This window comes from Winogradskyella pacifica (genome assembly GCF_013403915.1).
Taxonomy (GTDB): Bacteria; Bacteroidota; Bacteroidia; order Flavobacteriales; family Flavobacteriaceae; genus Winogradskyella; species Winogradskyella pacifica.
The window spans coordinates 66,871-92,795 of the sequence record NZ_JABFDI010000009.1 but is presented as its reverse complement, the minus strand read 5'-3'; the positions used below and the strand labels follow the sequence as shown (position 1 = coordinate 92,795).

Here is a 25,925-nt window from a genome sequence, read left to right as displayed (position 1 = left end):
ATTAACATATATAAAATGAAAAAATCCGGTATACAACCGGATTTTTTTATGCCTTATTTTAAGCTAATTAAAATGTGGGATCGTTAGTGATTCCTTAATTAGAGTTCTTTTTGTTTTTGAAGGTTATAGAAAAAGCCGTGCCTTCGTTTAGTGTGCTCTCCATTAAAATTTCCCCTTGTAAAGCTTCAACTTGCGTTTTTGTAATGTATAGACCAATACCTCTAGAATCGGATCGCTCAGTGCCATGAAAGGTTTTATACATTTGAAATACTTGATCTTTATACTTCTTCATGTCAATACCAATACCATTATCAGAGATAAGAATTTTAACCGAATCTTTAGTGTGAATGGATTGAATGACGATTTGAGATTTTTTATTAGGATCTGAATACTTAATACCATTAGAAATCAAATTATAAAACACACTTTCTAAATAAGATCTATTCGTTAGCATCGATTCATCTTTCCTCAAAGCATTGTGTATGGTAACCCCTTGTTTGTCGCTGTCTATTTTTAGACTTTCAATAATTTTATTTGTAAAGTCATGCAGGTCTACACGTTCGTTAAGCTGACTAATATTAATTTTAGATTTTATACTTACAATATCATCAAGATCGACGATCGTTGTGGTTAAAGAATCTGATATAGACTTTAAATGCTCAACCAGTTCTACTTTCTCAGTTTCCGAACCAGCTTCATCATAAAATTCTAATATGTTTTTTAGATTCCCTATATGTGTTTTTAAATTATGAGAAACAATATGGGTAAAACTGTATAAACGTTTATTTTGGCTCGTTATAAGTTGTAAGTTATTCTTAAGTTGGGCTTCCTTATCTTTAGAATTGGTAATATCTGTATGTGTACCAATAATATGAGAGGGTTTACCTTTAGAATCTCTATTTACAACTTTTGCTTTATCTAAAATCCATTTATAACTACCATCTTTACATTGAATACGGTATTCGTTCTCGTATAATTCAATATGGCCTTTTAATAGAGACTTAAATTCATTATAATACGTTTCTTTGTCATCTAAATGTACTTTACTATCCCAAAATTCAGAGGTGTTTTTTAATTCATTGTTCGAATATCCTATGATTTGTTTCGATTCTTTTGAGTAAAATACTTTGTTGGTAACAATGTTCCAATCCCAAATACCAACATTAGATAATTCTAACGCTATTCTATACTTCTCGTCTTCTATTGTAGGTTCGGAGATTTCTCGGGTTTTATAAAAGGCTGACCTGTAATTTCTTATATGTAGACTTGGAAGTTTCATCATTTTCTCTTTGTTTTAAGACACCAAAGCAATACGATTGTCACAAAAATAATGATGTTTTTTTACATTATGTTCTTGGGTGGTACTTATTTAGTATATCACTTAAATGTGAGCGGTCGACGTGCATATATATTTCAGTGGTAGTAATGCTTTCGTGACCAAGCATCATTTGTATAGCTCTAAGGTCTGCACCGTTTTCTAATAAATGTGTAGCAAAGGAATGCCGAAAGGTGTGTGGTGATACATTTTTCTGTAATCCGGTTTTTTCTACAAGCTTTTTTATGATGGTAAATATCATGGCTCGTGTCAGTTTTCCTCCTTTATAATTTAAAAAGACGATGTCTTTAGAATGGGGTTGTACATCAATATGGTTCCTAATCGCAAGCCAGATATTAATGAGTTTTTGAGTGGTTCCTCCAATGGGTACAAAACGCTGTTTGTCTCCTTTACCGGTAACTTTAATAAAGCCTTCTTCAAAAAATAGATCCGAAATTTTTAATTCTATTAATTCGCTAACGCGCAAACCACAACTATATAAGGTTTCAATAATAGCTCTATTGCGTTCGCCAAGATTGACTCCATTATATTGGTGACTTAAATCGATGGCTTTAATGAGGTTGTCAATATCAGAAATCGATAAGGTATCGGGCAACTTTCTACCTATTCTAGGGGATTCTATTAAATCTAAAGGATTGGTTGTTCTGTAATTTTCAAAAATGAGGTAATCAAAGAAATTACGAAGCCCCGAAATTAACCGCGCTTGCGATCTTGGATTTAGGCTTTTTGATACGGAATAAATAAAATCTTTAACTGTATGAATGTCTATGGTAATAGGTGATACTTTTATGGCATGTGTTTCAATATATAATATGAGTTTTTTAATGTCGTAACTATAATTCTCAATAGAGTTATGAGACAAGCCACGTTCTATTCTAAGATAGTGTTTGTAATCCGTTAATGCTTGTTGCCAATTCATGGTTAAAAATAGTAATTTGCGATATATAAAGGTGTAAAAGCAGCATCTATTTTATCTTGCTTTTTAGTTAAAATGATTACTAATTTAAACTTGTAATAAACTACAACTATTAAAGCGGTAAAGATCCTCTCTTGTTTTGTTTGAATAACAACCTAATAATGATGTCGATTCATAATCCAAGTTTTAACTAACTCTAAGGAATAAATAGAGGGAAGTAGAAAATTTTTATATTTTAGAAATGAGCTATTTAGCTAATTTTACAGATGAAAATAGAATTATTATCGATGAAACGCACTATTTTTTAACATAATTAGGATTTGTACTATGGGAGTAAAGTCTACTTTTGCCGACCAAATTAATTATCAAATTTAAACTTAAATTATGAAAAAATTATTGTTTACAGCTGCAGTTGCAGTATTAGGATTTACAAGTGTAAGTGCACAAGAAGAAGCTAAGACTTTTGGTTTTACTGAAGGTGATATCTTTATTGAAGGTATGGTTGGTTTTAACAGTACAAATGATAAAGAAATTGAATTAAAGTCTAATAGCTTTAATGTTAGCCCAAAAGTAGGGTATTTCATGAGCGAAGATTTAGCTATTGGTGGTATGTTGTCTTTCAATTCTTCAAAAACAGAAGATAATGGTGTTGATATTGCTGAAAGAAATGGTTTTGGAGTAGGCGTATTTGCACGTTATTACTTTTTAGATTTAGGTGAGCGTTTTAAAACTTATACTGAATTTGGAGTTGCTTACAATAATGATAAAGATAAATTATCTGATGTAGCTTTCAATTCTGTAAATGCAGGTTTAGATTTAGGTATCAATTATTTCGTAACTGAAAAAATCGCTTTAACATTCGGTTTAAAGAATGTATTATCTTTCTCAACTGAAAAAGGTGATTACGATGGAGCAGAAGCTACTTCAAACTTTAACTTAGGTTTTGGTGATGTTGCTAACCCATTTGGTGGTAATGCTGCTTTTGGTATCTTATTCAAGTTATAAGACACAAAACAATTTATTATATTAAAAACCGAAGCATCTGCTTCGGTTTTTTTATGCGCATATTTTATATATTTACTACATGAAACTAGCATGTTGAGAGTTTTGTCTCAAATGAAGTGTTTAATAGCACACAGCATGTGACGTTAATTAAAAAATAGAAAAACATATGAAAAAAATAATTATCATCAACGGTCCTAATCTTAATCTATTAGGTAAGCGCGAAACCAATATATATGGTAACCTCACTTTTATGGAGTTTTTTGATTCTGTTGTAGAAAAGTATCCTAATGTCGCTCTAGAGCATTTTCAGTCTAATATAGAAGGCGAACTTATAGATAAAATACAAGAGGTTGGTTTTACTTATGATGGTGTTATTTTAAATGCAGCAGCTTATACACACACGTCTGTAGGTATTGGTGATGCCGTTAAAGCTATTACAACTCCAGTTGTAGAAGTGCATATTTCTAATACATTTTCAAGAGAAAAATTTAGACATAAATCATTTATCTCTCCTAATGCTAAAGGAGTTATTTTAGGTTTTGGTTTACAGAGTTATGAGTTAGCTATAGAGAGTTTTACCTCTAATTAACGCTTACTATAATAATCTCAAAGAATTGAGAACTGTAATTTTTGAAACTATTTAAATTGATTTGCATGAAGAATCTTATTAAAATCCTATTAATTTTTAGTGTTATAAGTAGCTCGTTTGGTGTTCAAGCTCAAACTGAATTTGGTATTAAAGGTGGACTTAATTTTACCTTTTTTAAAGTGGTGGAGTCCAATTTTGGAGAGAATACAGATGTACAACTAGGATTTTATGCGGGTGCGTTTGCCGATTTTGAAGTAGAAAACGATTTTCACCTACAACCCGAATTACTTTTTATAAGTCTCGGCGATTTTAATTTTTTGAATGCGCCCATATATTTAAAATATAATATAGACGAACGTTTTAACATTCTCGTCGGTCCGAGTATCAATTATTTCTTCGATTTTTTTAATGCGAAACTTAAAATTAGAGCTGATTTAGGATTTGCTTATAATTTTACTCCGAGTGTAGATTTACACATGAAATACACCATAGGTTTTCAAGAAATTACTCCAAATGGGTTGTTTTTAGGTTTGGGGTATCGCTTGTGAATTCCGATAATTTCTTCAATAGAGTCAATGATTTTAGTCATTGAGTTGATGTAATTATTAAACATTCCCGATTGTTTTTTAGGTAAATCTTAAAACTTGTTAAACTGCTGTTAAGCCTTATTGTTACTGCTGTTTTGGCTATTAGTTTTGTTGTTTTAAACCCAATAAAACAATCATAAATTATGAAGAAATTAATAGTTTTTACAGGAGCATTTTTATTTGCATTAACATCTGTTAGTGCGCAATCAGATTCAAAAACGATTCAGCTAGGGGCCAAGGGAGGTGTTAACTTTTCTAAACTTACTGGTGACGATTTTGATGATGTGGATTCAAGAACAAGTTTCAATGCTGGTTTAATTGCAGAAATTCCACTTTCTGAGCGTATTTCATTTCAGCCAGAGGTATTTTATTCAGGACAAGGTTTTGATATCTTAGAAAGAGATCAGGATAACGTTTTTGATACCGATCAAAATGTAGAATATCAACTAGATTATATTCAAGTACCATTATTACTTAAAGTGTATTTAGTAAAAGGATTAAGTGTAGAGGCGGGTCCACAATTTGGATTTAAGATTCACGAAGAATTTGATTTAGAACCAAATTCTGATGGTGGAGATTTTGAAATTGATGAAGACGATTCTTACGTTAAGGATTTTGACACCAGTTTAGCATTAGGAACCTCGTATAAATTTGATAGTGGTTTCTTTTTAAGTGCACGTTATACAATGGGCTTAACTAGTATTTTTGAAGACGATACTTTATTTGAAAACGTAGATGGAAAAAATGAAGTTTGGCAATTTGGTGTTGGATTCATGTTTTAATCTAGCCATCCTAAAAAAATAGCATAAAAAAAGTTTCAGAATTATCTGGAACTTTTTTGTTTTTTACAGCTAAACCTTTGAATATAATAGAAATGCTATCCTTCTAATTTGGTAAAAATAGAAGCATAGGTTTTGGAGTAGGCTACACGATTTTAGTATCAGTGAAAGGCCATTATTCGAAAAGAGATTAACAGCGGTGTTAAAGTTCCCTTTTTAACTTTAAATTACGTATTAAGATTATTTAACTAATTTATAACTAAGCAGTTGTTTGATATAATTGAAAATGAGCTATTTTTGATAGTGCTATAACTATTGACTCCATGACATTTTCTTTAAAACACCAGATATGCCTTATTACTTTTTTAAGTATGTATCTAATGTCTACGACACCATGTTTTGGACAGCAGAGCTTACAATTTGCTACCTTTCAAGAAGATTTAGCGTCACAAAATTGGGATTTAGCAGTTAATGGGATTTTCTTAACTAAAACTGTTTCTTTTACCGCAAGTCAGTTTGAATTTTTAAATGCTGAAGCGAGCTTAATAGAGGTTCCTTTGTTATTTAAAGTGAAGATATCAGAAAAATTGAGTCTGCTGTCTGGTGCTAAAATAGATTTTTACAAAGTACAGCAACGTCTGTCTTCTGATGTAGGTGTTTCAATATCTACGGGCTTACAATACGATATAAATAAGAATGCTTTTATTAATGCAGGGTTTAATTACCAAATAAATAACACAGGTTATGGTTACAATTATAACTATGGCAATAATTCTAGCTTTATTTTAAAATCCGGACTTAAGTTTTAAACAAAAAAAATGCGATTCAATTTTGAATCGCATTTATAATATATTGAACCATCCGAATAAGAACTCCTTCCTAAAGGGAAGGTTGGAATGGGCTTATAAATGAATTACTTCATCATAAGCAGCTGCAACAGCTTCCATAACAGCTTCACTCATTGTTGGGTGAGGATGCACTGTTTTTAGTACTTCATGACCTGTAGTTTCTAGTTTACGACCTAAAACAGCTTCTGCAATCATATCGGTAACACCAGCACCAATCATATGGCAACCTAACCATTCACCGTATTTAGCATCAAAAATTACTTTAACAAATCCATCTTTTGCTCCACTAGCACTTGCTTTTCCAGATGCTGAGAATGGGAACTTACCAATCTTCACATCTAAACCTTGTTCCTTAGCTTGTGCTTCAGTTAAACCAACACTTGCAATTTCTGGTGAACAATACGTACAACCAGGAATATTACCGTAATCTAAAGCTTCTACATGCTGACCAGCAATTTTTTCTACACAAAGAATACCTTCGGCAGAAGCAACATGTGCTAGTGCTTGCCCTGGAGTAACATCTCCAATAGCATAATAACCAGGAATATTAGTTTGGTAGAAATCGTTAACCAAGATTTTATCTCTATCAACAGCAATACCTACATCTTCTAAACCAATGTTTTCGATATTAGATTTAATACCAACAGCAGATAATACGATATCGGCTTCTAGTACTTCTTCTCCTTTTTTAGTTTTTACAGTAGCTTTAACACCAGATCCAGACGTATCTACAGAAGTTACTTCGGCAGAGGTCATAATCTTAATACCAGATTTTTTAAAGCTACGCTCTAATTGCTTAGAGACATCGTCATCTTCAACAGGTACTATTTTGTCTAAATATTCTACTATAGTAACGTCTGTTCCTAAAGAATTGTAGAAATAGGCGAACTCTACACCAATAGCTCCAGAACCTACAACGATCATCTTTTTGGGTTGCTTTTCTAAAGTCATCGCTTCTCTGTAGCCAATTACTTTTTTACCGTCTTGTGGTAAACTTGGTAACTCACGAGAGCGAGCTCCGGTAGCAATTATAATATGATCAGCAGAATAGATAGTACCGTCAACATCAATCTTCTTTCCAGTCTTTAGTGTTCCAAAACCTTCAATAACGTCTATTTTATTCTTTTTCATTAAGAATTTTACGCCATTACTCATGCCTTCAGCAACACCGCGACTACGTTTTACAACGGCGTCAAAATCGTGTTCAGCACCAGAAACTTTAAGTCCGTAATCTTCAGCATGTTTAAGGTATTCAAATACTTGAGCAGATTTTAAAAGGGCCTTTGTTGGAATACAACCCCAATTTAAGCACACACCACCAAGACTTTCTTTTTCTACAACAGCAGTTTTAAATCCTAATTGCGACGCTCTAATTGCAGTTACGTAGCCACCAGGACCACTTCCTAATACTATAATATCGTATTTACTCATGGGTAAGTTTTTTTATTGAATTTTTGAAGTTACAAAAATAACAAATTCCAAAAAGAAAATGCCAAATTCCAAAACGTTTAAATTGCCATAAGTGTTTTCTATGTTGATATATGGAATTTAGAGCTTGTTATTAAGGGGTTACAACTATAAATCATCCGTAAAATGTGTGCGCTGTTTGTCTTGCTGAAACTTATCAATATTATAACCTTTAGATTGTCCTTTGGCTATGGATAACGATGCCCAATGAGGCCCTTTTATTAATTTACCAATAAATACAACCTGACCAATATGATAAGCGTAATGCATCATTTGTCTATTAATAGCCTCAGTAACAGTGTGACCTTGATTTCTGATGTAAATAACTTGCTCTAATTGATTTTCGGATAATGGTTTGATAGCCTTAAATAGGCAATCCCAACCTTTATTCCAATTGGCTAGTAATTCATCTTTAGACTTAAAGTCATCATTAAATTCGTCATCGCGTTGTCTCCATTCTTTTTCTCCATCTTCAGTTAAAAAATGAGTCCAACGACTCAACATATTACCAACAAGGTGTTTTACAATTATGGCGATGGAATTAGAGACTTGGGCAAACTCTTTTTGTAAGTCATCAAAAGAAAGTTGCGCGATGGTTTTATCGCCAAGAGATTTGTAGTATTCAAATTGTTTGATAACACTAGGTAAGTAAGACTGATCCATATCACTGAATTTAGTCCTATAAAATTAGCGATACAACATCAAATAAACTATAATTTACCATAGTTTGATGTTATATCGCCATTTAAATCTAGAAACTTAACTTAAAACTTAAGCTTGCTTGAGATTATTTTTAATAGTGTTTCTTTTAGATCGTTATGAGAAAAGAGACCTAACAATTAAGAAACGTTAATTCTTAAAAATGGAATTTTGCTTTTGCTAATTAATCTTCAGCCGGCACAAATCTTAAAGCCGCACCGTTAATACAGTGACGTTTACCTGTGGTTTCTTTTGGGCCATCATTAAAGACATGCCCTAAGTGACCACCGCAAGTGGCACAATGCTCTTCGTCTCTGGTGTAACCAATTTTAGTATCTGTACCGAAGGCAACATTTCCTTCAATGACGCGGTCAAAACTTGGCCAGCCTGTACCTGAGTCAAATTTGTGCTCACTTTTAAATAAAGGAGTGTTACAGGCAGCGCAATGGTAAACACCTTCTTTGTAGTTTTTATCTAAAGGACTAGAGAATGGGCGTTCCGTTCCTGCTTTTCGTAAAACGTTATATTCAGCATCGGTAAGTTGTGCTTTCCATTCGGCATCTGTTTTAGTAATCTCAAAGGTTTCTTTTGCTTTCGTTTCGGTTTTTTGAGCAGAGCTATTACAGCTAAGAAATAAACCAATTATTGTAAGTAGTGCTATCTTTTTCAAAATTTAATTTTTTTTTAAATTGTTGTTTATTGATTGAGTCGTTAAGAAGTTTTATTCATTACGAAATGATAGATATTTTTATTTGAAATTACATTCAAAATAAACTTGACTTTATTTTAATTATTGTTAAATTTAACAGCAACAACAATTAATGAATAGATTTTTAATGAAAATAATACATATAAGCGCAGAATGCTATCCTATTGCTAAAGTAGGTGGTTTGGCTGATGTTGTAGGTGCCTTACCAAAATACCAAAATGAAATAGGTGCGCATAGTTCTGTTATAATGCCTTTTTATAATAATAAGTTTACGCAATCACATAAATTCACGTCAGTATATGAGGCTAGCTTAAGATTGGGTAACCACGAGTTAAATTATACTATTTTAAAAATTGAAGATGCCTCGGTTTTAGACTTCGATATATTCTTTGTTCATGTTGGTGATTTACTTTACACTGAGAACGTCTACACAGAGAATGATACCAATCGCTTTTTAGCATTTCAAATTGCGGCTTTAGATTGGATATTGAGTTTAGAGCATAAACCAAACATTATTCATTGTCATGATCACCATACTGGTTTAATTCCTTTTATGGCTCAAGAAAGTTATAAATATGAATCCTTAAATAAAATACCTGTTATAACTACAATTCATAATGCACAGTACCAAGGCTGGATGGCTTATGATAACTTGTATAAAATACCAAAATTTAACATTGAAAAAGTAGGGTTAATAATGTGGGAAGGCATGATTAATCCATTAGCTGCAGCAATAAAGTGTGCTTGGCGTGTTACAACAGTATCACCAAGCTATATGCAAGAATTAAAATATAACGCGAATGGACTAGAATCTTTATTGTTGCATGAAAATTCTAAAGCCATTGGTATTTTAAATGGAATAGACTCTGATGTTTGGAATCCAGAAACAGATAAGTACATTATTAAAAATTATAAAAAAGCAACGGTTGAAGCTGGTAAAAAAGAAAATAAAAAATGGTTATGTTCTCAATTCAATTTAGATGAAAGCAAACCTTTATTTGCCTTTATTGGTCGCTTAGTAGGCGAAAAAGGCGCCGAACTTTTACCTCATGCTCTAGACTATGCATTGCGCTCTAAAGATATATCAGTCATTGTTTTAGGTTCTGGGTCTAAAGAAACTGAGCAACAATTGTTTGATTTAATACCGCGCCATACCGGAAATTATAATGCCTTTATTGGTTATGATGAAAAACTCTCGCATATCATTTATGCTGGCGCAGATTTTTTATTAATGCCATCGCGCGTAGAGCCTTGTGGATTAAATCAGATGTATTCCTTAAGGTATGGAACTGTGCCTGTAGTACGCCGAATTGGTGGACTAAAAGATACAGTAATAGATATAGGAGATCATGGTTTTGGTATTTGTCATAACGACGTCTCAGTGCATGATATAGTGCATTCTATCAATAGAGGAAAAGACTTTTACAACCAAGAAAAGGAATTTAAAGCCAATAGAAAACGTATGATGAATATAGACCATTCTTGGAAGGTTTCGGCTAAGGCCTATATAAATCTATACCAATCAATAAACTAAACTAAAGAATTCACGCTAATCTAAAAACGAAATATAAGCTATGATAAACGATAAAGTATTGTCTATTATTTTAGGAGGAGGCCAAGGGTCTCGACTATATCCATTAACAGAAAAACGTTCTAAACCAGCAGTCCCAATTGCAGGTAAATATAGATTGGTTGATATACCAATTTCAAACTGTATAAACTCTGATATGAAGCGTATGTATGTCTTAACGCAGTTTAATTCAGCCTCTCTAAATAGACATATTAAAAATACGTATCATTTTAGTTTTTTTAGTTCTGCATTTGTAGATGTACTTGCAGCGGAGCAAACTATTAAAAGTGATAAATGGTTTCAAGGTACAGCTGATGCGGTGAGACAAAGTATGGATCATTTTCTGCAACACGAATTTGAGTATGCTTTAATTTTATCAGGAGATCAATTATATCAAATGGATTATAATGATATTATTCAAAAGCATATAGAAAGTAAAGCAGATATTTCTGTTGCAACATATCCTGTAAATGCAAAAGATGCAACATCATTTGGGATTTTAAAGTCTAATGAAGAAAATGTTATTACATCGTTTATAGAGAAACCATCTTCAGATTTATTAGTTGATTGGAAATCTGATGTTGGAGAAGAAATGCGAAATCAAGGTCGAGAATATTTAGGATCGATGGGCATATATGTTTTCAATAGAGAGTTACTAATTAAGCTTATGGCAGATGAAAGCACTGTAGATTTTGGAAAAGAAATCATTCCACAGTCTATCAACAAGTATAAAACCGTAAGTTATCCGTTTGAGGGGTATTGGACAGATATTGGAAATATAGATTCATTTTTTGAAGCTAATATTGGACTAACTGATGATATACCTCAATTCAACCTTTACGATTCTAAGCAACGCGTATATACTAATGCGCGTATACTTCCTACTTCTAAGATTTCAGGTACTAGCTTAGATAGAGCTGTAGTTTCAGAAGGCTGTATTATTGGAGCAGCTAAAATAGAAAAGTCAGTTATTGGTATTCGTTCACGTATTGGTAAAGATTCTACGATTATTAATACCTATATGATGGGTAATGATGATTACGAATCGTTAGAAGGAATTTATCAAAATAATACTGAAATTCTAGTAGGAATAGGTGAGCGTTGTTTTATTAAAAATACAATTATAGATAAAAATGTTCGCATTGGGGATGATGTAAGAATCAATGGAGGTCCTCATCTTGAAGATACAGAAACAGAGACCTATGTAGTCAAAGAAGGTATTGTGGTCATTAAAAAAGGTGCAGTTATCCCTAAAGGTTTTGTACTTTAACCTATGGGAGAAGTCATAGCACACAGTCGTTTTACAGATTTTGATATTAATCTATTTAAATCTGGAAAGCATTATCGTTTATATGAAAATTTTGGCTCTCACATTACGACCTTAGATGGTGTAGAGGGGGTATACTTTGCAGTCTGGGCTCCTAGCGCTAAAATGGTGTCTGTAATTGGCGACTTTAATTTTTGGACCGAGGGCGAACACAAACTAAATGTACGTTGGGATTCTAGCGGAATTTGGGAAGGGTTCATTCCCGGTGCAGGCAAAGGTAGCAAGTATAAGTACAAGATTCTTAGTGGTAATAACGATATAGTAACAGAAAAAGCAGATCCTTATGCTAGGCGTGCAGAGCACAACCCGAACACGGCATCAATTGTTTGGGATGATAACTATAAGTGGAAGGATGCAAAATGGATGAAAAAGCGTAAAAAGAATAACGCTTTAGACGCTCCGTTTTCAGTTTACGAAGTTCATTTAGGATCTTGGAAAAAGAAGATAGAAGAAAATCGTTTTATGTCTTACGTAGAAATGGCTGATGAATTAGTACAATACGTAAAAGACATGAACTTTACACATGTTGAGCTTATGCCGGTGATGGAGTATCCGTATGATCCTTCGTGGGGTTATCAGGTTACGGGCTACTTTGCACCAACATCGCGTTTTGGTTATCCTGAAGAATTCAAATTATTAGTAGATAAATTTCACCAAAACGATATTGGGATTATTCTCGATTGGGTACCATCACATTTTCCTGAAGATGCGCATGGACTTGGGTTTTTTGATGGTTCTGCGCTTTATGAACATCCAGATAAACAAAAAGGCTACCACCAAGATTGGAAAAGTTTAATTTTTAATTATGGACGTAACGAAGTAAAATCATTTTTAATCAGTAATGCTATTTTTTGGTTAGACCAATATCATGCCGATGGTTTTAGAGTAGATGCCGTAGCATCGATGCTATTTTTAGATTACAGTAGAGAAGATGGGGAATGGGAGCCAAATATGTTTGGTGGACGAGAAAATCTGGAAGCCATGTCATTTTTAAGAGAAATGAATGAGGCCGTGTATTCTGCTTTTCCAGATGTACAAACTATTGCTGAAGAATCTACAGCATTTCCTATGGTTTCTAAACCTGTGTCTATTGGAGGTTTAGGCTTTGGTATGAAATGGATGATGGGGTGGATGCATGATACGCTTCAATATTTTAGTAAAGAGTCAGTATATAGAAAGTACCATCAGAATGATTTGTCGTTTTCTATGACCTACGCCTTTACAGAGAATTTTATGTTACCGTTAAGTCATGACGAGGTTGTGTATGGTAAAAGTTCCATGTTAGGTAAAATGCCAGGCGATGAGTGGCAACGTTTTGCCAATTTAAGATTGCTTTATAGTTATATGTTTACCCATCCTGGTACTAATTTATTATTTCAAGGGGCCGAATTTGGACAAAGTAGTGAATGGAATTTTAAAACGAGTCTCGATTGGCATTTACTACAATATGAGCCGCACAAAGGAGTACAGCAACTCATTAAAGACCTAAATACGCTTTATGCAAAAGAGCCTGCATTATATCAAAAACAATTTGATGTAGAAGGTTTTGAGTGGATAGATCATGGTGATGCTGAGAATTCTGTATTTACCTATATTAGAAAAGGAAATGAAGAAAAAGACGATGTTATTATTGCTTGTAATATGACTCCGGTTCCTAAAGAAAATTATAAAATAGGTGTTCCTCGAAAAGGGAAGCTAAAAGAGATTTTTAATAGTGATTTAAAAAAATACTTCGGTACTGGTCAATACAAAAATAAAATAAACAAGACCAAAGCAGACGCTTGGCATTTTAGAGATGATTCGGTAGATATCGATATTCCGCCATTAGGAATGGTTGCTTTTCGATACGTTAAGTAAAATAAAAAAAGGTAATTATCATAAGGGCCTTTCTGGTTTTAAAAAATCAGAAAGGTTTTTGCTTAAAATAAATTAACAAATGATAAAGGCAAAACAAGAATTAATCTTAAAATATGGCGTCCCTAGCCTTGCTATTATCGTTGTTGCTATTCAATTATATTTAGTCCATTTTCAAAGCCTAAATAGATGGAAAGGTGGAGGTTTTGGCATGTACACCGAAATCCATTACATCTATAATCAAATCCATATTTCAGGGGTATCTGTTGATTCTTTAATTAAAGATGATCCTAATATGAAATCTACTTTAGGGTATTTAATGCTAATGCCCAATGATGAAAACATCAGAAAAGCGGCAGAGTTGGTACTTAAAACAACAAATAAAGATAGTGTCTATTTACAAATTTGGAAGCCCACGGTCAATTCAGAAAATGGTATTTATAAAAGAATTTTAGCCAATGAAATTCATTTAAAAAAATCAGAATTATGAACTATTGGTCAGTCATAAAACTTAAATTGAAAGACCAAATTACTTTAGCGTCTCAATTACTGCTTTTGGTATTAGGATCTTATGTCTTTATATTAGCAGAAGATCATAAGTTGTGGAAAATCCCTGTCATTTTTTTAGGACTTATAACAGGGTTCCTTTTTCGAAATAAAACAAAACACCCTATCATTTGGATGGTGTTTTTATTACTTCTCATTATAGATCTTTTTTACGCTTATTTTTGGGTTGCTAATCATCATTTTATGTTAGTTTTTATGGTGCTTTCAGTGATTCTTTTTAGTTATCATAAACAGGGAGATATTCTTTTAAAAAACATCCAGTTACTTTTAGTGATTGTGCTGTTGGTTTCAGTCGTTCAAAAAATAACATCTAACCAATTTATGAGTGGTGATTTTTATTACCATGCTATTAATCTAGGTGGCTTATTTAAGTTTCTCTTCCCTATTTTTCCTGAGAGTTTAGAGATTGCAAAAATGAATTCTGAAAGCTTAATGAGTTTAAAAGAGTTAAATCCCAATCTTACGGAACATATCGTTTTAAAGGATGTTTTTCCTAACCTTAGTTTTGTTAGTCGTGTTTTCGCTTGGTTTACTGTACTTTTCGAATTTTTGGCTGCTGTTGCGCTATTATGGAAACCTAAGAAAATAGGGACGCATATTATTTTTATTATCCTACTTTTTGGAATCCTATTGACAAGACTAGAAACAGGCTTTATTTCGTTATTAGCTATAAGTGGACTTTATTTATGTAAGACTATTAAATTGAGACTGTTATATGTTTTTATTATTTTAGGCTGTATCACATTGATTATGACTAAATTTGGGTACCATTGATAATATTATCACGTGCTTTTTGTTCGTTTAATCTGGTCTGTTAACCGTGTTTTAATGTTTGAAAACCGAAGCAATTGGGCTTTACGAATACTGTTAAATACCGCTTTAAAATTCACATAATCGCAAAAACTCATGTCGAAAACGATATAGTTAGCAACAATTGCCAATAACGAGAACTAAGCCTTTCAAAAGTTTAAATTTTTCCGTTTTTTTGTTGGTAATTTTGACAAAAAATTAACCTATGATTGTAAATACTGAATTAGAAAATAAAGGAAATTTATTTCCTTCAAAAATAATAGATTTTAAAAAGGACGTTGATAAACTGTATTTTACGGCGGATAATGATGTTATTTTAGAGTTAACTGTCGTTAGAGATAGTTTACTTCGTTTTCGATATACTACTGTTGGTAATTTTGATAATGATTTTTCATACGCTATTACTAAATACGCAAGTATTGGTTATAACAAATTAGAGATTGAAGAGAAGACAGATTGTTTTGAAATTTTAACTTCCAAATTGCGATGTAAGATTTCTAAAGAAGATATGAGAGTCTCTATTTATGATGCCATTGATGGTGTGCTTATAAATGAAGATGAAAGTGGTTTTCATTGGGAAGAAAGTTATGAGCATGGAGGAAATATCGTTAAGATGAGTAAAACATCAAACGATGGTGAAAGTTATTACGGTCTGGGAGATAAACCAAATCATTTAAATCTAAAAGGAAAGCGCTATAGTAATTGGGTTACGGATTCGTATGCTTACGGAAAAGATACAGATCCTATATACAAAACGATTCCATTTTATACAGGTTTGCATCATGGTAAAGCTTATGGAATTTTCTTTGATAATACATTTAAAACATCTTTTGATTTTGCACAAGAACGCAGAAGCGTTACTAGTTTCTGGGCACAAGGAGGCGAAATGAATTATTATTTTTTCTATGGTCCTAAAATGATGGATGTTGTAGAAAGTTATACCGATTTAACAGGAAAGCCACACCATTTACCACCGCTTTGGGCATTAGGTTTTCACCAATGTAAATGGAGTTATTACCCAGAAAGTAAAGTAAAAGAAATTACATCAACCTTTAGAAAACTTCAAATTCCATGTGATGCTATTTATTTAGATATCGATTATATGGAAGGTTTCCGTTGTTTCACTTGGAACAAAGAATATTTCCCAGATCCAAAACGTATGGTTAAGGAATTGTTAGACGATGGATTTAAAACTGTTGCTATTATAGATCCAGGTATTAAGATTGATAAGGATTATTCGGTATTTCAGGAAGCTTTAGAAAACGATTATTTCTGTAAACGTGCAGATGGTGATTATATGAAAGGAAAAGTTTGGCCTGGAGAATGTTATTTTCCAGATTTTACAAACCCTAAAGTGAGAGATTGGTGGTCTGGATTATTTCAAGAATTAATTGAAGATATCGGTATTAAAGGGGTTTGGAATGATATGAATGAGCCTGCCGTTATGGAAGTGCCAAATAAAACATTCCCAGATGATGTGCGTCACGATTATGATGGAAATCCATGTAGTCATAGAAAAGCTCATAATATTTATGGTATGCAGATGGCAAGGGCAACCTACCAAGGGTTAAAGAAATATTCATACCCTAAACGTCCATTTGTTATTACACGTGCAGCCTATTCTGGTACACAACGTTATACATCAACTTGGACAGGTGATAACGTGGCAACTTGGGAGCATCTTTGGATTGCAAATATACAAGCACAACGTATGGCGATGTCTGGTTTCTCTTTTGCTGGTAGTGATATCGGTGGATTTGCAGAGCAACCACAAGGAGAGTTGTTTACACGATGGATTCAATTAGGAATCTTTCATCCGTTCTTCAGAGTACATTCTTCTGGCGACCATGGAGACCAAGAACCTTGGGCTTTTGATGAGGATGTCACAGCAATTGTAAAGAAGTTTATTGAAATTAGATATCAATTGTTACCATACTTGTACACTGCTTTTTGGAACTATACAGACCATGGTAAACCTTTATTAAAATCTTTAGTGTTGTACGATCAAGAAGATGTACAAACACATTACAGAACGGACGAATTTATTTTTGGAGAACAAATATTAGCGTGTCCGGTTTTAGAGCCAAATGCTAAAGGTAGACGTATGTATATACCACAAGGGAATTGGTATAATTTTTGGACAGATACTATCATTAAAGGAGGTAAAGAAATGTGGGTTGATGCTGATATTGATAGTATGCCAATTTTTATAAAAGAAGGAGCAATTATTCCTAAGTTTCCGATTCAACAATATGTTGGTGAAAAGGAAATTACTGAAGTTACTTTAGATGTGTATTATAAAAAAGGTAAAGAAGAAAGTGAACTCTATAGTGATGCTAATGATGGTTTCGATTATACAAAAGGACGTTATAGTTTAAGAAACTTTAAATTGACAGGGAAATCTAGTGAATTAATAATCAACCAACACAAAGAAGGAAAGTTTACAACACCTTATCAAACCTTTAATATTCAATTTCATGGTTTACCATTTGATATTGTAGAAGTTCAGTTAGATAATGAGAAAATAGCTCATAAGAGCTTAAGAGTTAATGGAGTAGAATCTATTGTTGTAGATAAGAATTTTTCTGAGCTACATATAATCGGTATAAAGTCAAGCTCATAGTGACCATTTACTTATTTTAGTGTCCTATTACTACTAAAATACAGGAAAAATAATTTTTATATTTTAGTAATGTTTAATAAACAATTAGCTATGAAATTTAATAAATTAATATTGAGTCTTGCAATAGTTGCCTTTGTGGCTTCATGTGCAACGAATCCTTTTACAGGAAAAAAAACGATGGCCTTTGTTGGTAACGATCAGTTGTTTCCATCAGCATTTGCACAGTACAACCAAGTTCTTACCGAAAGTAATGTGATTACGGGTACTAAAGATGCCGAAATGATTACGCGTGTCGGACAACGTATTGCAGTTGCTGCAGAACGTTATTTAACAGCAAATGGTTTTGAAGGGTATTTAGAAGATTACCAATGGGAATATAAACTAATACAATCAGAGCAAGTAAATGCTTGGTGTATGCCAGGTGGTAAAATTGCGTTTTACACAGGTATTTTACCAATTGCAGCAAATGAAACAGGTATTGCTGCTATTATGGGACATGAAGTAGCACATGCTTTGGCTAATCATGGTCAACAACGTATGAGTGCTGCTTATGTACAACAAGGTTTAGCAGTTGTAGGTAACGTTGCTTTATCAAATGATGATCAGGCCTTGGGGATATTTAATCAATCTTATGGAGTTGTTTCTAATGTAGCAGGAATGTTACCTTTTAGTAGATCGCATGAAACTGAAGCAGATCAAATTGGTATTTATTTAATGGCAATTGCAGGTTACAATCCAGATGAAGCTTCTGTGTTATGGGAACGTATGAAAGCGAATAGTGGAGGCGAATCTCCTCCAGCGTTTTTAAGTTCTCACCCAAGTAACGATTCTCGAATTCAGAATTTAAAATCGTTATCTGAGAAAGCTAAAGTCGAAGCAAAGAAATTTGGTGTCACATCATTTAGACCAATAAACTAAGATTATAAATATATTTGTTTACTTTAGAAGCTGCTCAATTTGGGCAGCTTTTTTTATGAAATTTTCTAATATCTATACGAGATAATTAACCAACATTTATGAGTGAACTTAAAAAAGGAAGTAAAAAACTTCTTAACGCCTGGGCATTTTACGATTGGGCAAATTCAGTTTATACCTTAACTATAGCGTCGTCTATATTTCCGATATTTTATTCCGCATTATTTATATCACAAGTAGAAAAAACGGTTCCTGCTTTTGGAATGGTTTTTAAAAGTACAGCATTGATTACTTATGTTACCGCATTTACTTTTTTAGTCGTTGCTTTTACATCACCTATTCTTTCTGGAATAGCAGATTATGTTGGCAATAAAAAGAGTTTTATGAAATTCTTCTGTTATGTTGGTGGCTTAGGTTGTATCGGGTTGTATTGGTTTAGCCTTGAAAGTATTCATATCAGTCTTCTATTTTATTTTATGGGATTAATAGGATATTGGGGAAGTTTGGTGTTTTACAATTCGTATTTGCCAGATATTGCCTTTCCAGAACAGCAAGATAGTATTAGTGCCAAAGGGTTTAGTTTAGGCTATTTTGGAAGTGTATTACTCTTGGTGTTAAACTTAGCTATGGTAATGTTTCCAAACTTTTTTTATATAGCTGATAACATAGGTGAAAATGGTGAAATAATTGAAACAGCTGCACAAGTGGGAATGCGATATTCCTTTATAATGGTCGGTTTATGGTGGATTTTATTTAGCCAATATACGTTTCATGTATTACCTGAGGGGGTTAAAAAAGGCGGAAAAGTTACAAAGGATGTTGTCTTTAATGGTTTAAGAGAATTGAAGCAAGTCTGGCTTCAATTAAAACAGAACTTAAGATTAAAACGCTACTTAGTCGCATTTTTTGTGTTTAGTATGGCAGTACAAACAATTATGCTAGTTGCGGTTTATTTTGGTGAAGAAGAAATTGCTTGGGGAGATGATGATGCCAAAACCTTTGGACTTATTGTAAGTATCTTAGTTATTCAACTGGTTGCTATAATCGGTGCATTAGTAACTTCTTATGCGTCTTCTAAATTTGGGAATATTAAAACGCTTATCGCTATTAATTTCTTCTGGATGTTACTTTGTTTTTATGCTTATTTTATGGAAACACCATTTCAATTTTATATTGCAGCGGGTTTTGTAGGATTGGTTATGGGGGGAGTACAAGCTTTGGCGAGATCGACATACTCTAAGTTTTTACCAGAAACCGAAGACACCACCTCATATTTTAGTTTTTATGATGTAGCAGAAAAAATAGGAATCGTTATTGGAATGGTCATTTTTGCGACGATAGACCAAGTTACTGGTAGTATGAGAAATGCTATTTTGTTTTTGGTCGTCTTTTTTGTGGCAGGAATTGTACTCTTGTTTAGAGTGCCAAGATTAGATGAGAAAAATAAAGCATAGGAGTTTGATGTCACTATTTTAGGTTTTTAAACACTTGAATGATAAAAGTTGATGTATAAGATTATTATAATAAAAAAGGACGAGCAAACGCTCGTCCTTTTTTATTGAATATGTAATGACAAGATTTAATTGTGAACACTACCAGATCCTGCAATACTGGTGTTCTTCTTTGTTGGTTTTCCTGAATATTTTACATCACCAGAGCCTGCTATTTTAACAGTAAGCTCTCCGTTACAAACCACAGATATATCTCCTGAGCCAGAGATTTTAGCGTCCACATTCGTGCTTTTTAAAGCATCTCCATCAAAGTCTCCAGAGCCAGCTACAACTGTGATTAAATTTCTAGTGGTGCCTTTAAGTTCTATGTCACCAGAACCTGCGATCTTACTTTCGATATCTTCCGCTTCAATAGTTAAATCAATATCTCCAGAACCCGCTAAAGCCACTTTAAATGTATCTGCTTTTATGATTCCAGAATTTTCAAGATCACCAGACCCAGCAAGCGATACAGAGCTAATAGATTCGTAAGGTATAGTGATAACGATGGTTTGGCTAGGTTTTAAATTATAGCCGTCTTTAATTTTAACGCGGAGCGAATTACTTTTAACTTCAGTAATAATATACTCCATTAAATTAGAATCTCCTTGTATTGAAATTTTACCTTCTGTGCCTTTAACAAGTTTAAAGTCCATGGATCCCGAGGCTTTTATGTCATCATAAGAGTCTGTAGAAACGGTTGTGGTTGTAATGTTGCCATCGCCTTTAATCTTTTTAGATTTTCCCCATTGTGCAGAAGCTAATGTAGTGCTTAAAAGAAACGTTAAGATTGTAATTGATTTTAATAGTTTCATAAGTGTTCGATTTTAATTGATTGATGTAATATTTGATTTTTTTTCTTAGTTGTTTTTAAAAGTGATACTGCCGTATTCAGACTTTATAAGTACAGAATTATTGGAATTTGGTTGGCCATGATAGCCAATATATTTCTTACCAAAGTTGTCTGTATTTTTTTCTGTAAAATTGAAACCGTCAGATTCTCTTAACGACCCAAAGTCAATATCGATATTAAAATCGAAATTGTAATCACTATCAATTCCGATAGTAATCCCAACAAACTCAGTATCAATATCTAATTTTTTAGTGTTTGGAGTTAAGCGGTCAATTTTTATAGAACCATAATCGGCTCTTATTTTTGCTGTTTTATAAATGGTTCCAAGTCTTAAAGATAAATAGTCTCCTTCTCCGTCTAAGTTGTTAATACTGTTTATTTTGAGTGAGCCATAGTCACATTCATAAACAACGTTTTCAGCAATTTCAATTACGGATGTGGTATAATCAGCCTCTAAGTTTAAATCTTTAGCTTTAGCGACGGTAAATTCGCTATAATCAGCTTCAATGGTTCCGTTGTTTATATATTCAAAATAACTGTTTCTAGTGTAATCTAATCGTAGTGTATTCGATTTTCCCATGAGTTCTTTAGTGGTTACTTTTCCATAATCACATTTTATATAGGCGTTGCCTTCAAGCTTGTCTAAATTGATATAGCCGTAATCGTTAAACAACCTAACATGATTTGTAATAGGCATTTTAACCACGTAATTAACTTCTATTTTTACGTTATTGCCTAATTTTTTATTCCACCAAGAGGTATCCCAACTATTACCATCAATTGCTGTAATTGCTGAAACTTTATGAGGTGCAGATTGAAAAGCAACATCTAATTCGTTCAATTTTTCGTTGACCTTACTTTCATTATTACCTTCTACTTTTATGATGACTTGGATGTCAATACGGTTTTCATTCCATGTAATGATATCAATATTCCCATAACGATTGGTAATGTTAAATGTAGCGTCAGCATTTACATTGAAGGATTTTTTTATCGTTTTTTGTTTTTCGTGCTTTACGGCTTTTGGTTGCTCATTTGATGCTAAAATAAGAGTTGGCATCAGTACTAAAAGAAAGCATATATTATAAAATATTTTCATTTGAATTGGATTTGAATTGTTTAACGATTTCAATTTGTTCTAATACGGTGTTTAGAATGTCTATTCTAGTTTGAAAGTTGGAAATCATCGCATAAATAACACGTTGGTTTTTTCCGCTTTCGGTTAAATCTGTTTTTAATTTTTTGTAATCGGTTTCTAAAAGTTGAATTTGGACTAATGCATCATTAATAATTTGCTCTGTTAATGGCGAACGTTCTTTATTAAGTCGCTTTAATTCATTTTCAATGGTAATCGTGAAAAAGTCTTGTGTTTCGGACATTTCTGGAGATACGCTTGCTAAATCTAAATCATCAGGTTGCTGTTGTAATGCTGTAAATAGCCCGAAACAAATAACGATAGAAGCGGCAATGGCTAAAAAAGGTTTCCAGTTAAAACCAGATTGTTTTTTAGTTTCAGTTACAACTGAGTCTTCAGCTTTCAGTTTGTCTAAAAAGCGTTGCTCATGATTTTTTTGAGGTGTTTCAATATTAAATTCACCTTTTAAATCATCAAATAAGTGTTCTAAATTATCTTTTTCCATTATTAACTTATTATTAAAATACAAATGTCACATTGAGAGCAGGCGAAATGCAATTAAGATTAGCATTTTAATGTCTTCGACTGCGCTCAGACAGACAATTAGTTAAGCATTATTTTTTGTCGTAAACTATCTTTTGCTCGTGAGATTAAGGTTCTACAATTGGCATAAGAAATATTCATAATCTCACAGATTTCTTCATAATCGTAACCTTCAATCAGATGTAATGATAAGCCCAAACTATAATTTGGTTTTAAGGTTTTCATAGCGTCTAAAATCAGTTTTACTTTTTCGTTATTCTGCTCATTTTCATTAATGCCGTTATCGTCTTCAACTTTATAGATGACACTATCTAAAGGCACTTCATTTAGCTTTACCGCTTTGTTATAGTATCCAATGCTGTTGTTTACAACAATACGTTTTAGCCACGCGCCAAATAAATTGGTGTCTTGTAGGGTGTTCAATTTTGTGAAAGCCGTTAAAAAAGACTCCTGCATAATGTCCTCAGCTTTAAAAGAATCTTTTACAATTCTAATGGCTGTGTTATACATGGCTTTGTTATATCTGTTGTAAATTTCCAACTGTGCACGTTGGTTTCCAGATTGACAAAGCTGTAATAACTGTTCGATATTTTGATTGGTTGATGTCAAAAAAACAATTGCTTTTACTTATAGAGCGCTACTTTTATTTTTTGTTACAGTTGAAATGAAAAAAAATTAATGCCGTTATAAAGGTAATGGCATAACAATTGAAATTACTGTAGTGTGAATAACTTTGAATATCTTCTAACGTTTTGATATTCAGTGTAAAGTTAATTATTAATACATTTAAACTAATGTTATTCTGTTTTTAATAATGACAGAATGGCTAGAAAATATATATGGGAAAATCAAATTTTTTAAATTTAGACAATCTGTCATTTCAGGATTTTGATGAGAATTCAGAATTAATTCCATTAATGACACCTGAAGATGAAGAGTTAATAAACAACGAATCTTTACCAGAATCGTTACCAATTTTACCGTTGCGAAATACCGTTTTATTTCCAGGTGTTGTCATTCCGATTACAGCAGGTAGAGATGCATCGATTAAACTGATTAATGATGCGAATAAAGGAGGAAAAGTAATAGGTGTGGTGTCTCAAAAGGATGAATCTGTTGAAAATCCAACAGCAAAAGACATTTATAAAACAGGTACTGTTGCTCGCATCTTAAAAGTGCTAAAAATGCCTGATGGTAACACAACTGTTATTATACAAGGTAAAAAGCGATTTGCGATCAATGAAGTGATTTCAGAACAGCCTTATTTAACGGCTACAATTTCTGATATTCCTGAAGCAAAACCAGCAAAAGAAAATGAAGAGTTTAGAGCCATTATAGATTCTATTAAGGATTTATCTTTAGACATCATTAAAGAAAGTCCAAACATTCCGTCTGAAGCGAGTTTTGCGATTAAAAATATTGAAAGCGATTCGTTCTTAGTCAACTTTGTATCGTCTAATATGAATCTTAAAGTAGAGGAGAAGCAAGAATTATTAAAGATTAATGATCTTAAAGAACGTGCGCTTCAAACTTTAAAATTTATGAATCTTGAGTTTCAAAAATTGGAGCTTAAGAATGATATTCAGAATAAGGTTCAAAGTGATATGAACCAACAACAACGCGAATATTTCTTACATCAACAAATGAAAACCATTCAAGAAGAATTGGGTGGAGGTGTATCTTCTGGTGAAGAGATTGAAGATATGCGTGCACGTGCTAAGAAAAAGAAATGGGACGATAAAGTAAAAGAACATTTTGATAAGGAGTTGGCTAAAATGCAACGTATGAATCCTCAGGTTGCTGAGTATTCTATTCAACGTAATTATTTAGATCTCTTTTTAGATTTACCTTGGAATGAGTTTAGCAAAGATAAATTCGATTTAAAGCGCGCACAGAAAATCTTAGACCGTGATCATTTCGGACTAGAAGATGTAAAGAAAAGAATCATTGAATATTTAGCGGTTTTAAAACTTCGTAATGATATGAAGTCACCAATCCTATGTCTTTACGGACCTCCAGGTGTTGGTAAAACATCTTTAGGTAAATCTGTAGCAGAAGCTTTAGGTAGAGAATATGTTAGAATTTCATTGGGTGGTTTACGTGATGAAGCTGAAATCCGAGGTCATAGAAAAACCTATATTGGTGCGATGCCAGGACGAATTATTCAGAGTCTGAAAAAAGCACAAACGTCTAATCCTGTATTTGTATTAGATGAAATAGATAAATTATCTACAGGTAGCCAAGGTGATCCTTCGTCTGCAATGTTAGAAGTGTTAGATCCTGAGCAAAACAATGAGTTTTACGATAATTTCCTAGAAATGGGATATGATTTATCTAAAGTGATGTTTATTGCGACGTCTAATAGCATGAATACCATTCAGCCAGCATTAAGAGACCGAATGGAAATCATTAATGTTACAGGGTATACTATTGAAGAAAAAGTAGAGATTGCTAAACGTCATTTATTACCAAAGCAATTAAAAGAACATGGTTTAGATGATAAAGCCTTAAAAATTGCGAAGCCACAACTCGAAAAAATTGTTGAAGGTTACACACGTGAATCTGGAGTTAGAGGCTTAGAAAAGCAAATTGCAAAAATGGTGCGTTATGCGGCTAAGAATATTGCAATGGAAGAGGAGTATAACATCAAGATTTCTAACGAAGATGTTATTGAGATTCTAGGAAGCCCAAGAATGGAGCGCGACAAATACGAGAACAATGATGTTGCCGGAGTTGTTACAGGTTTAGCTTGGACGAGTGTTGGTGGAGATATTTTGTTTATAGAATCGATCTTATCAAAAGGAAAAGGAACCTTATCTATTACAGGAAACTTAGGTAAAGTAATGAAGGAATCTGCCACTATTGCTATGGAATACATTAAGGCAAATGCAGATGAATTTGGTATTGACCCAGAGGTTTTTGGTAAATATAATGTACACATTCACGTGCCAGAAGGAGCAACTCCAAAGGATGGTCCAAGTGCAGGTGTTACTATGTTAACTTCTTTAGTATCTTTGTTTACACAACGCAAAGTTAAGAAGAGCTTAGCGATGACAGGTGAAATTACATTAAGAGGTAAGGTGTTACCTGTTGGTGGTATCAAAGAAAAAATCTTAGCAGCCAAACGTGCTCGTATTAAAGAGATTTTACTTTGTGAAGATAACCGAAGAGACATTGAGGAAATTAAACCTGAATATTTAAAAGGTTTAACGTTTCACTATGTTAAGGATATGAGTGATGTTTTAAAACTAGCACTTACTAAGCAAAAAGTAAATAATGCAAAAAAGCTTTAAACTAATATTG

The 25,925-nt window shown here is 33.0% G+C and carries 23 protein-coding genes; 14 read left to right on the top strand and 9 right to left on the bottom strand.

The annotated features are described in order from the left end of the window. Positions 1-94: 94 nt before the first annotated feature. On the bottom strand, positions 95-1,282 hold the full coding sequence (locus tag HM984_RS09785; RefSeq protein WP_179349035.1) for a PAS domain-containing sensor histidine kinase: 1,188 nt from the start codon (positions 1,280-1,282) through the stop codon (positions 95-97). Positions 1,283-1,346: 64 nt separating this feature from the next. Continuing rightward, on the bottom strand, positions 1,347-2,255 hold the full coding sequence (gene xerA / locus HM984_RS09780) for a site-specific tyrosine recombinase/integron integrase (RefSeq protein ID WP_179349034.1): 909 nt from the start codon (positions 2,253-2,255) through the stop codon (positions 1,347-1,349). 381 nt (positions 2,256-2,636) lie between these two features. Between xerA and HM984_RS09775 the strand changes: the two genes are divergently transcribed. The 5 genes from HM984_RS09775 (at position 2,637) to HM984_RS09755 (ending at position 6,021) form a co-directional block, all read left to right on the top strand. Then, positions 2,637-3,257: an outer membrane beta-barrel protein gene (locus tag HM984_RS09775; RefSeq protein WP_179349033.1), complete on the top strand. Its 621-nt coding sequence runs from the start codon at positions 2,637-2,639 to the stop codon at positions 3,255-3,257. A 166-nt stretch (positions 3,258-3,423) separates the two neighbouring features. Next, positions 3,424-3,846 (top strand): type II 3-dehydroquinate dehydratase, encoded by a 423-nt coding sequence (gene aroQ / locus HM984_RS09770; RefSeq protein ID WP_115808530.1) that lies wholly within the window; start codon positions 3,424-3,426, stop codon positions 3,844-3,846. Between the two features lie 65 nt (positions 3,847-3,911). Beyond that, entirely contained in the window at positions 3,912-4,394 is a 483-nt protein-coding gene (locus HM984_RS09765) for an outer membrane beta-barrel protein (protein ID WP_179349032.1), read from the top strand. Positions 4,395-4,576: 182 nt separating this feature from the next. Next, positions 4,577-5,215 carry a porin family protein gene (locus tag HM984_RS09760; RefSeq protein ID WP_115808532.1) on the top strand — a complete coding sequence of 213 codons (639 nt, stop codon included), beginning with the start codon at positions 4,577-4,579 and terminating at the stop codon, positions 5,213-5,215. A 377-nt stretch (positions 5,216-5,592) separates the two neighbouring features. Beyond that, positions 5,593-6,021 (top strand): hypothetical protein, encoded by a 429-nt coding sequence (locus HM984_RS09755; protein WP_179349031.1) that lies wholly within the window; start codon positions 5,593-5,595, stop codon positions 6,019-6,021. Between the two features lie 93 nt (positions 6,022-6,114). On the opposite strand, the gene lpdA is transcribed toward HM984_RS09755, so the two are convergent. From lpdA to msrB, 3 genes are all read right to left on the bottom strand, one after another. Beyond that, complete coding sequence (gene lpdA / locus HM984_RS09750) at positions 6,115-7,491, bottom strand: dihydrolipoyl dehydrogenase (protein ID WP_179349030.1); 1,377 nt, start codon at positions 7,489-7,491, stop codon at positions 6,115-6,117. 144 nt (positions 7,492-7,635) lie between these two features. Then, positions 7,636-8,190 carry a DinB family protein gene (locus tag HM984_RS09745; RefSeq protein ID WP_179349029.1) on the bottom strand — a complete coding sequence of 185 codons (555 nt, stop codon included), beginning with the start codon at positions 8,188-8,190 and terminating at the stop codon, positions 7,636-7,638. A 220-nt stretch (positions 8,191-8,410) separates the two neighbouring features. Then, a complete protein-coding gene (gene msrB, locus HM984_RS09740; protein WP_179349028.1) occupies positions 8,411-8,896 on the bottom strand; it encodes a peptide-methionine (R)-S-oxide reductase MsrB in 486 nt (161 codons plus the stop codon). 166 nt (positions 8,897-9,062) lie between these two features. Here msrB and HM984_RS09735 point away from each other — a divergent pair, with 166 nt between their 5' ends. From HM984_RS09735 to HM984_RS09700, 8 genes are all read left to right on the top strand, one after another. Then, on the top strand, positions 9,063-10,469 hold the full coding sequence (locus HM984_RS09735) for a glycogen synthase (RefSeq protein ID WP_179349027.1): 1,407 nt from the start codon (positions 9,063-9,065) through the stop codon (positions 10,467-10,469). 40 nt (positions 10,470-10,509) lie between these two features. Further along, the gene (locus tag HM984_RS09730; protein WP_179349026.1) at positions 10,510-11,775 is read left to right on the top strand and encodes a glucose-1-phosphate adenylyltransferase; all 1,266 of its coding nucleotides are present in this window, start codon (positions 10,510-10,512) and stop codon (positions 11,773-11,775) included. Positions 11,776-11,778: 3 nt separating this feature from the next. After that, the gene (glgB, locus tag HM984_RS09725) at positions 11,779-13,689 is read left to right on the top strand and encodes a 1,4-alpha-glucan branching protein GlgB (RefSeq protein ID WP_179349025.1); all 1,911 of its coding nucleotides are present in this window, start codon (positions 11,779-11,781) and stop codon (positions 13,687-13,689) included. Positions 13,690-13,768: 79 nt separating this feature from the next. After that, on the top strand, positions 13,769-14,176 hold the full coding sequence (locus HM984_RS09720; RefSeq protein WP_115808539.1) for a hypothetical protein: 408 nt from the start codon (positions 13,769-13,771) through the stop codon (positions 14,174-14,176). Further along, positions 14,173-15,027, top strand: coding sequence for a hypothetical protein (locus tag HM984_RS09715; protein WP_115808540.1), 855 nt, complete (start codon positions 14,173-14,175; stop codon positions 15,025-15,027). The genes HM984_RS09720 and HM984_RS09715 overlap by 4 nt, the downstream gene beginning before the upstream one ends. A 241-nt stretch (positions 15,028-15,268) precedes the next feature. Continuing rightward, positions 15,269-17,686 carry a glycoside hydrolase family 31 protein gene (locus HM984_RS09710; protein ID WP_115808541.1) on the top strand — a complete coding sequence of 806 codons (2,418 nt, stop codon included), beginning with the start codon at positions 15,269-15,271 and terminating at the stop codon, positions 17,684-17,686. A gap of 90 nt (positions 17,687-17,776) precedes the next feature. Next, positions 17,777-18,604, top strand: a complete 828-nt coding sequence (locus tag HM984_RS09705; protein ID WP_179349024.1) for a M48 family metallopeptidase — start codon at positions 17,777-17,779, stop codon at positions 18,602-18,604. A 98-nt stretch (positions 18,605-18,702) separates the two neighbouring features. Further along, a complete protein-coding gene (locus HM984_RS09700) occupies positions 18,703-20,055 on the top strand; it encodes an MFS transporter (protein ID WP_179349023.1) in 1,353 nt (450 codons plus the stop codon). A 125-nt stretch (positions 20,056-20,180) separates the two neighbouring features. On the opposite strand, the gene HM984_RS09695 is transcribed toward HM984_RS09700, so the two are convergent. From HM984_RS09695 to HM984_RS09680, 4 genes are all read right to left on the bottom strand, one after another. Then, positions 20,181-20,906 (bottom strand): head GIN domain-containing protein, encoded by a 726-nt coding sequence (locus HM984_RS09695; protein WP_179349022.1) that lies wholly within the window; start codon positions 20,904-20,906, stop codon positions 20,181-20,183. Positions 20,907-20,951: 45 nt separating this feature from the next. Further along, the gene (locus tag HM984_RS09690) at positions 20,952-22,043 is read right to left on the bottom strand and encodes a hypothetical protein (protein WP_179349021.1); all 1,092 of its coding nucleotides are present in this window, start codon (positions 22,041-22,043) and stop codon (positions 20,952-20,954) included. After that, a complete protein-coding gene (locus HM984_RS09685; protein ID WP_115808545.1) occupies positions 22,027-22,584 on the bottom strand; it encodes a hypothetical protein in 558 nt (185 codons plus the stop codon). Before HM984_RS09685 ends, HM984_RS09690 begins: the two co-directional genes overlap by 17 nt. Before the next feature lie 98 nt (positions 22,585-22,682). Further along, on the bottom strand, positions 22,683-23,231 hold the full coding sequence (locus tag HM984_RS09680; RefSeq protein WP_179349020.1) for an RNA polymerase sigma factor: 549 nt from the start codon (positions 23,229-23,231) through the stop codon (positions 22,683-22,685). Between the two features lie 230 nt (positions 23,232-23,461). On the opposite strand from HM984_RS09680, the gene lon reads away from it, so the two are divergent. Beyond that, positions 23,462-25,915, top strand: a complete 2,454-nt coding sequence (gene lon / locus HM984_RS09675; RefSeq protein WP_115808547.1) for an endopeptidase La — start codon at positions 23,462-23,464, stop codon at positions 25,913-25,915. Positions 25,916-25,925: the final 10 nt, after the last annotated feature.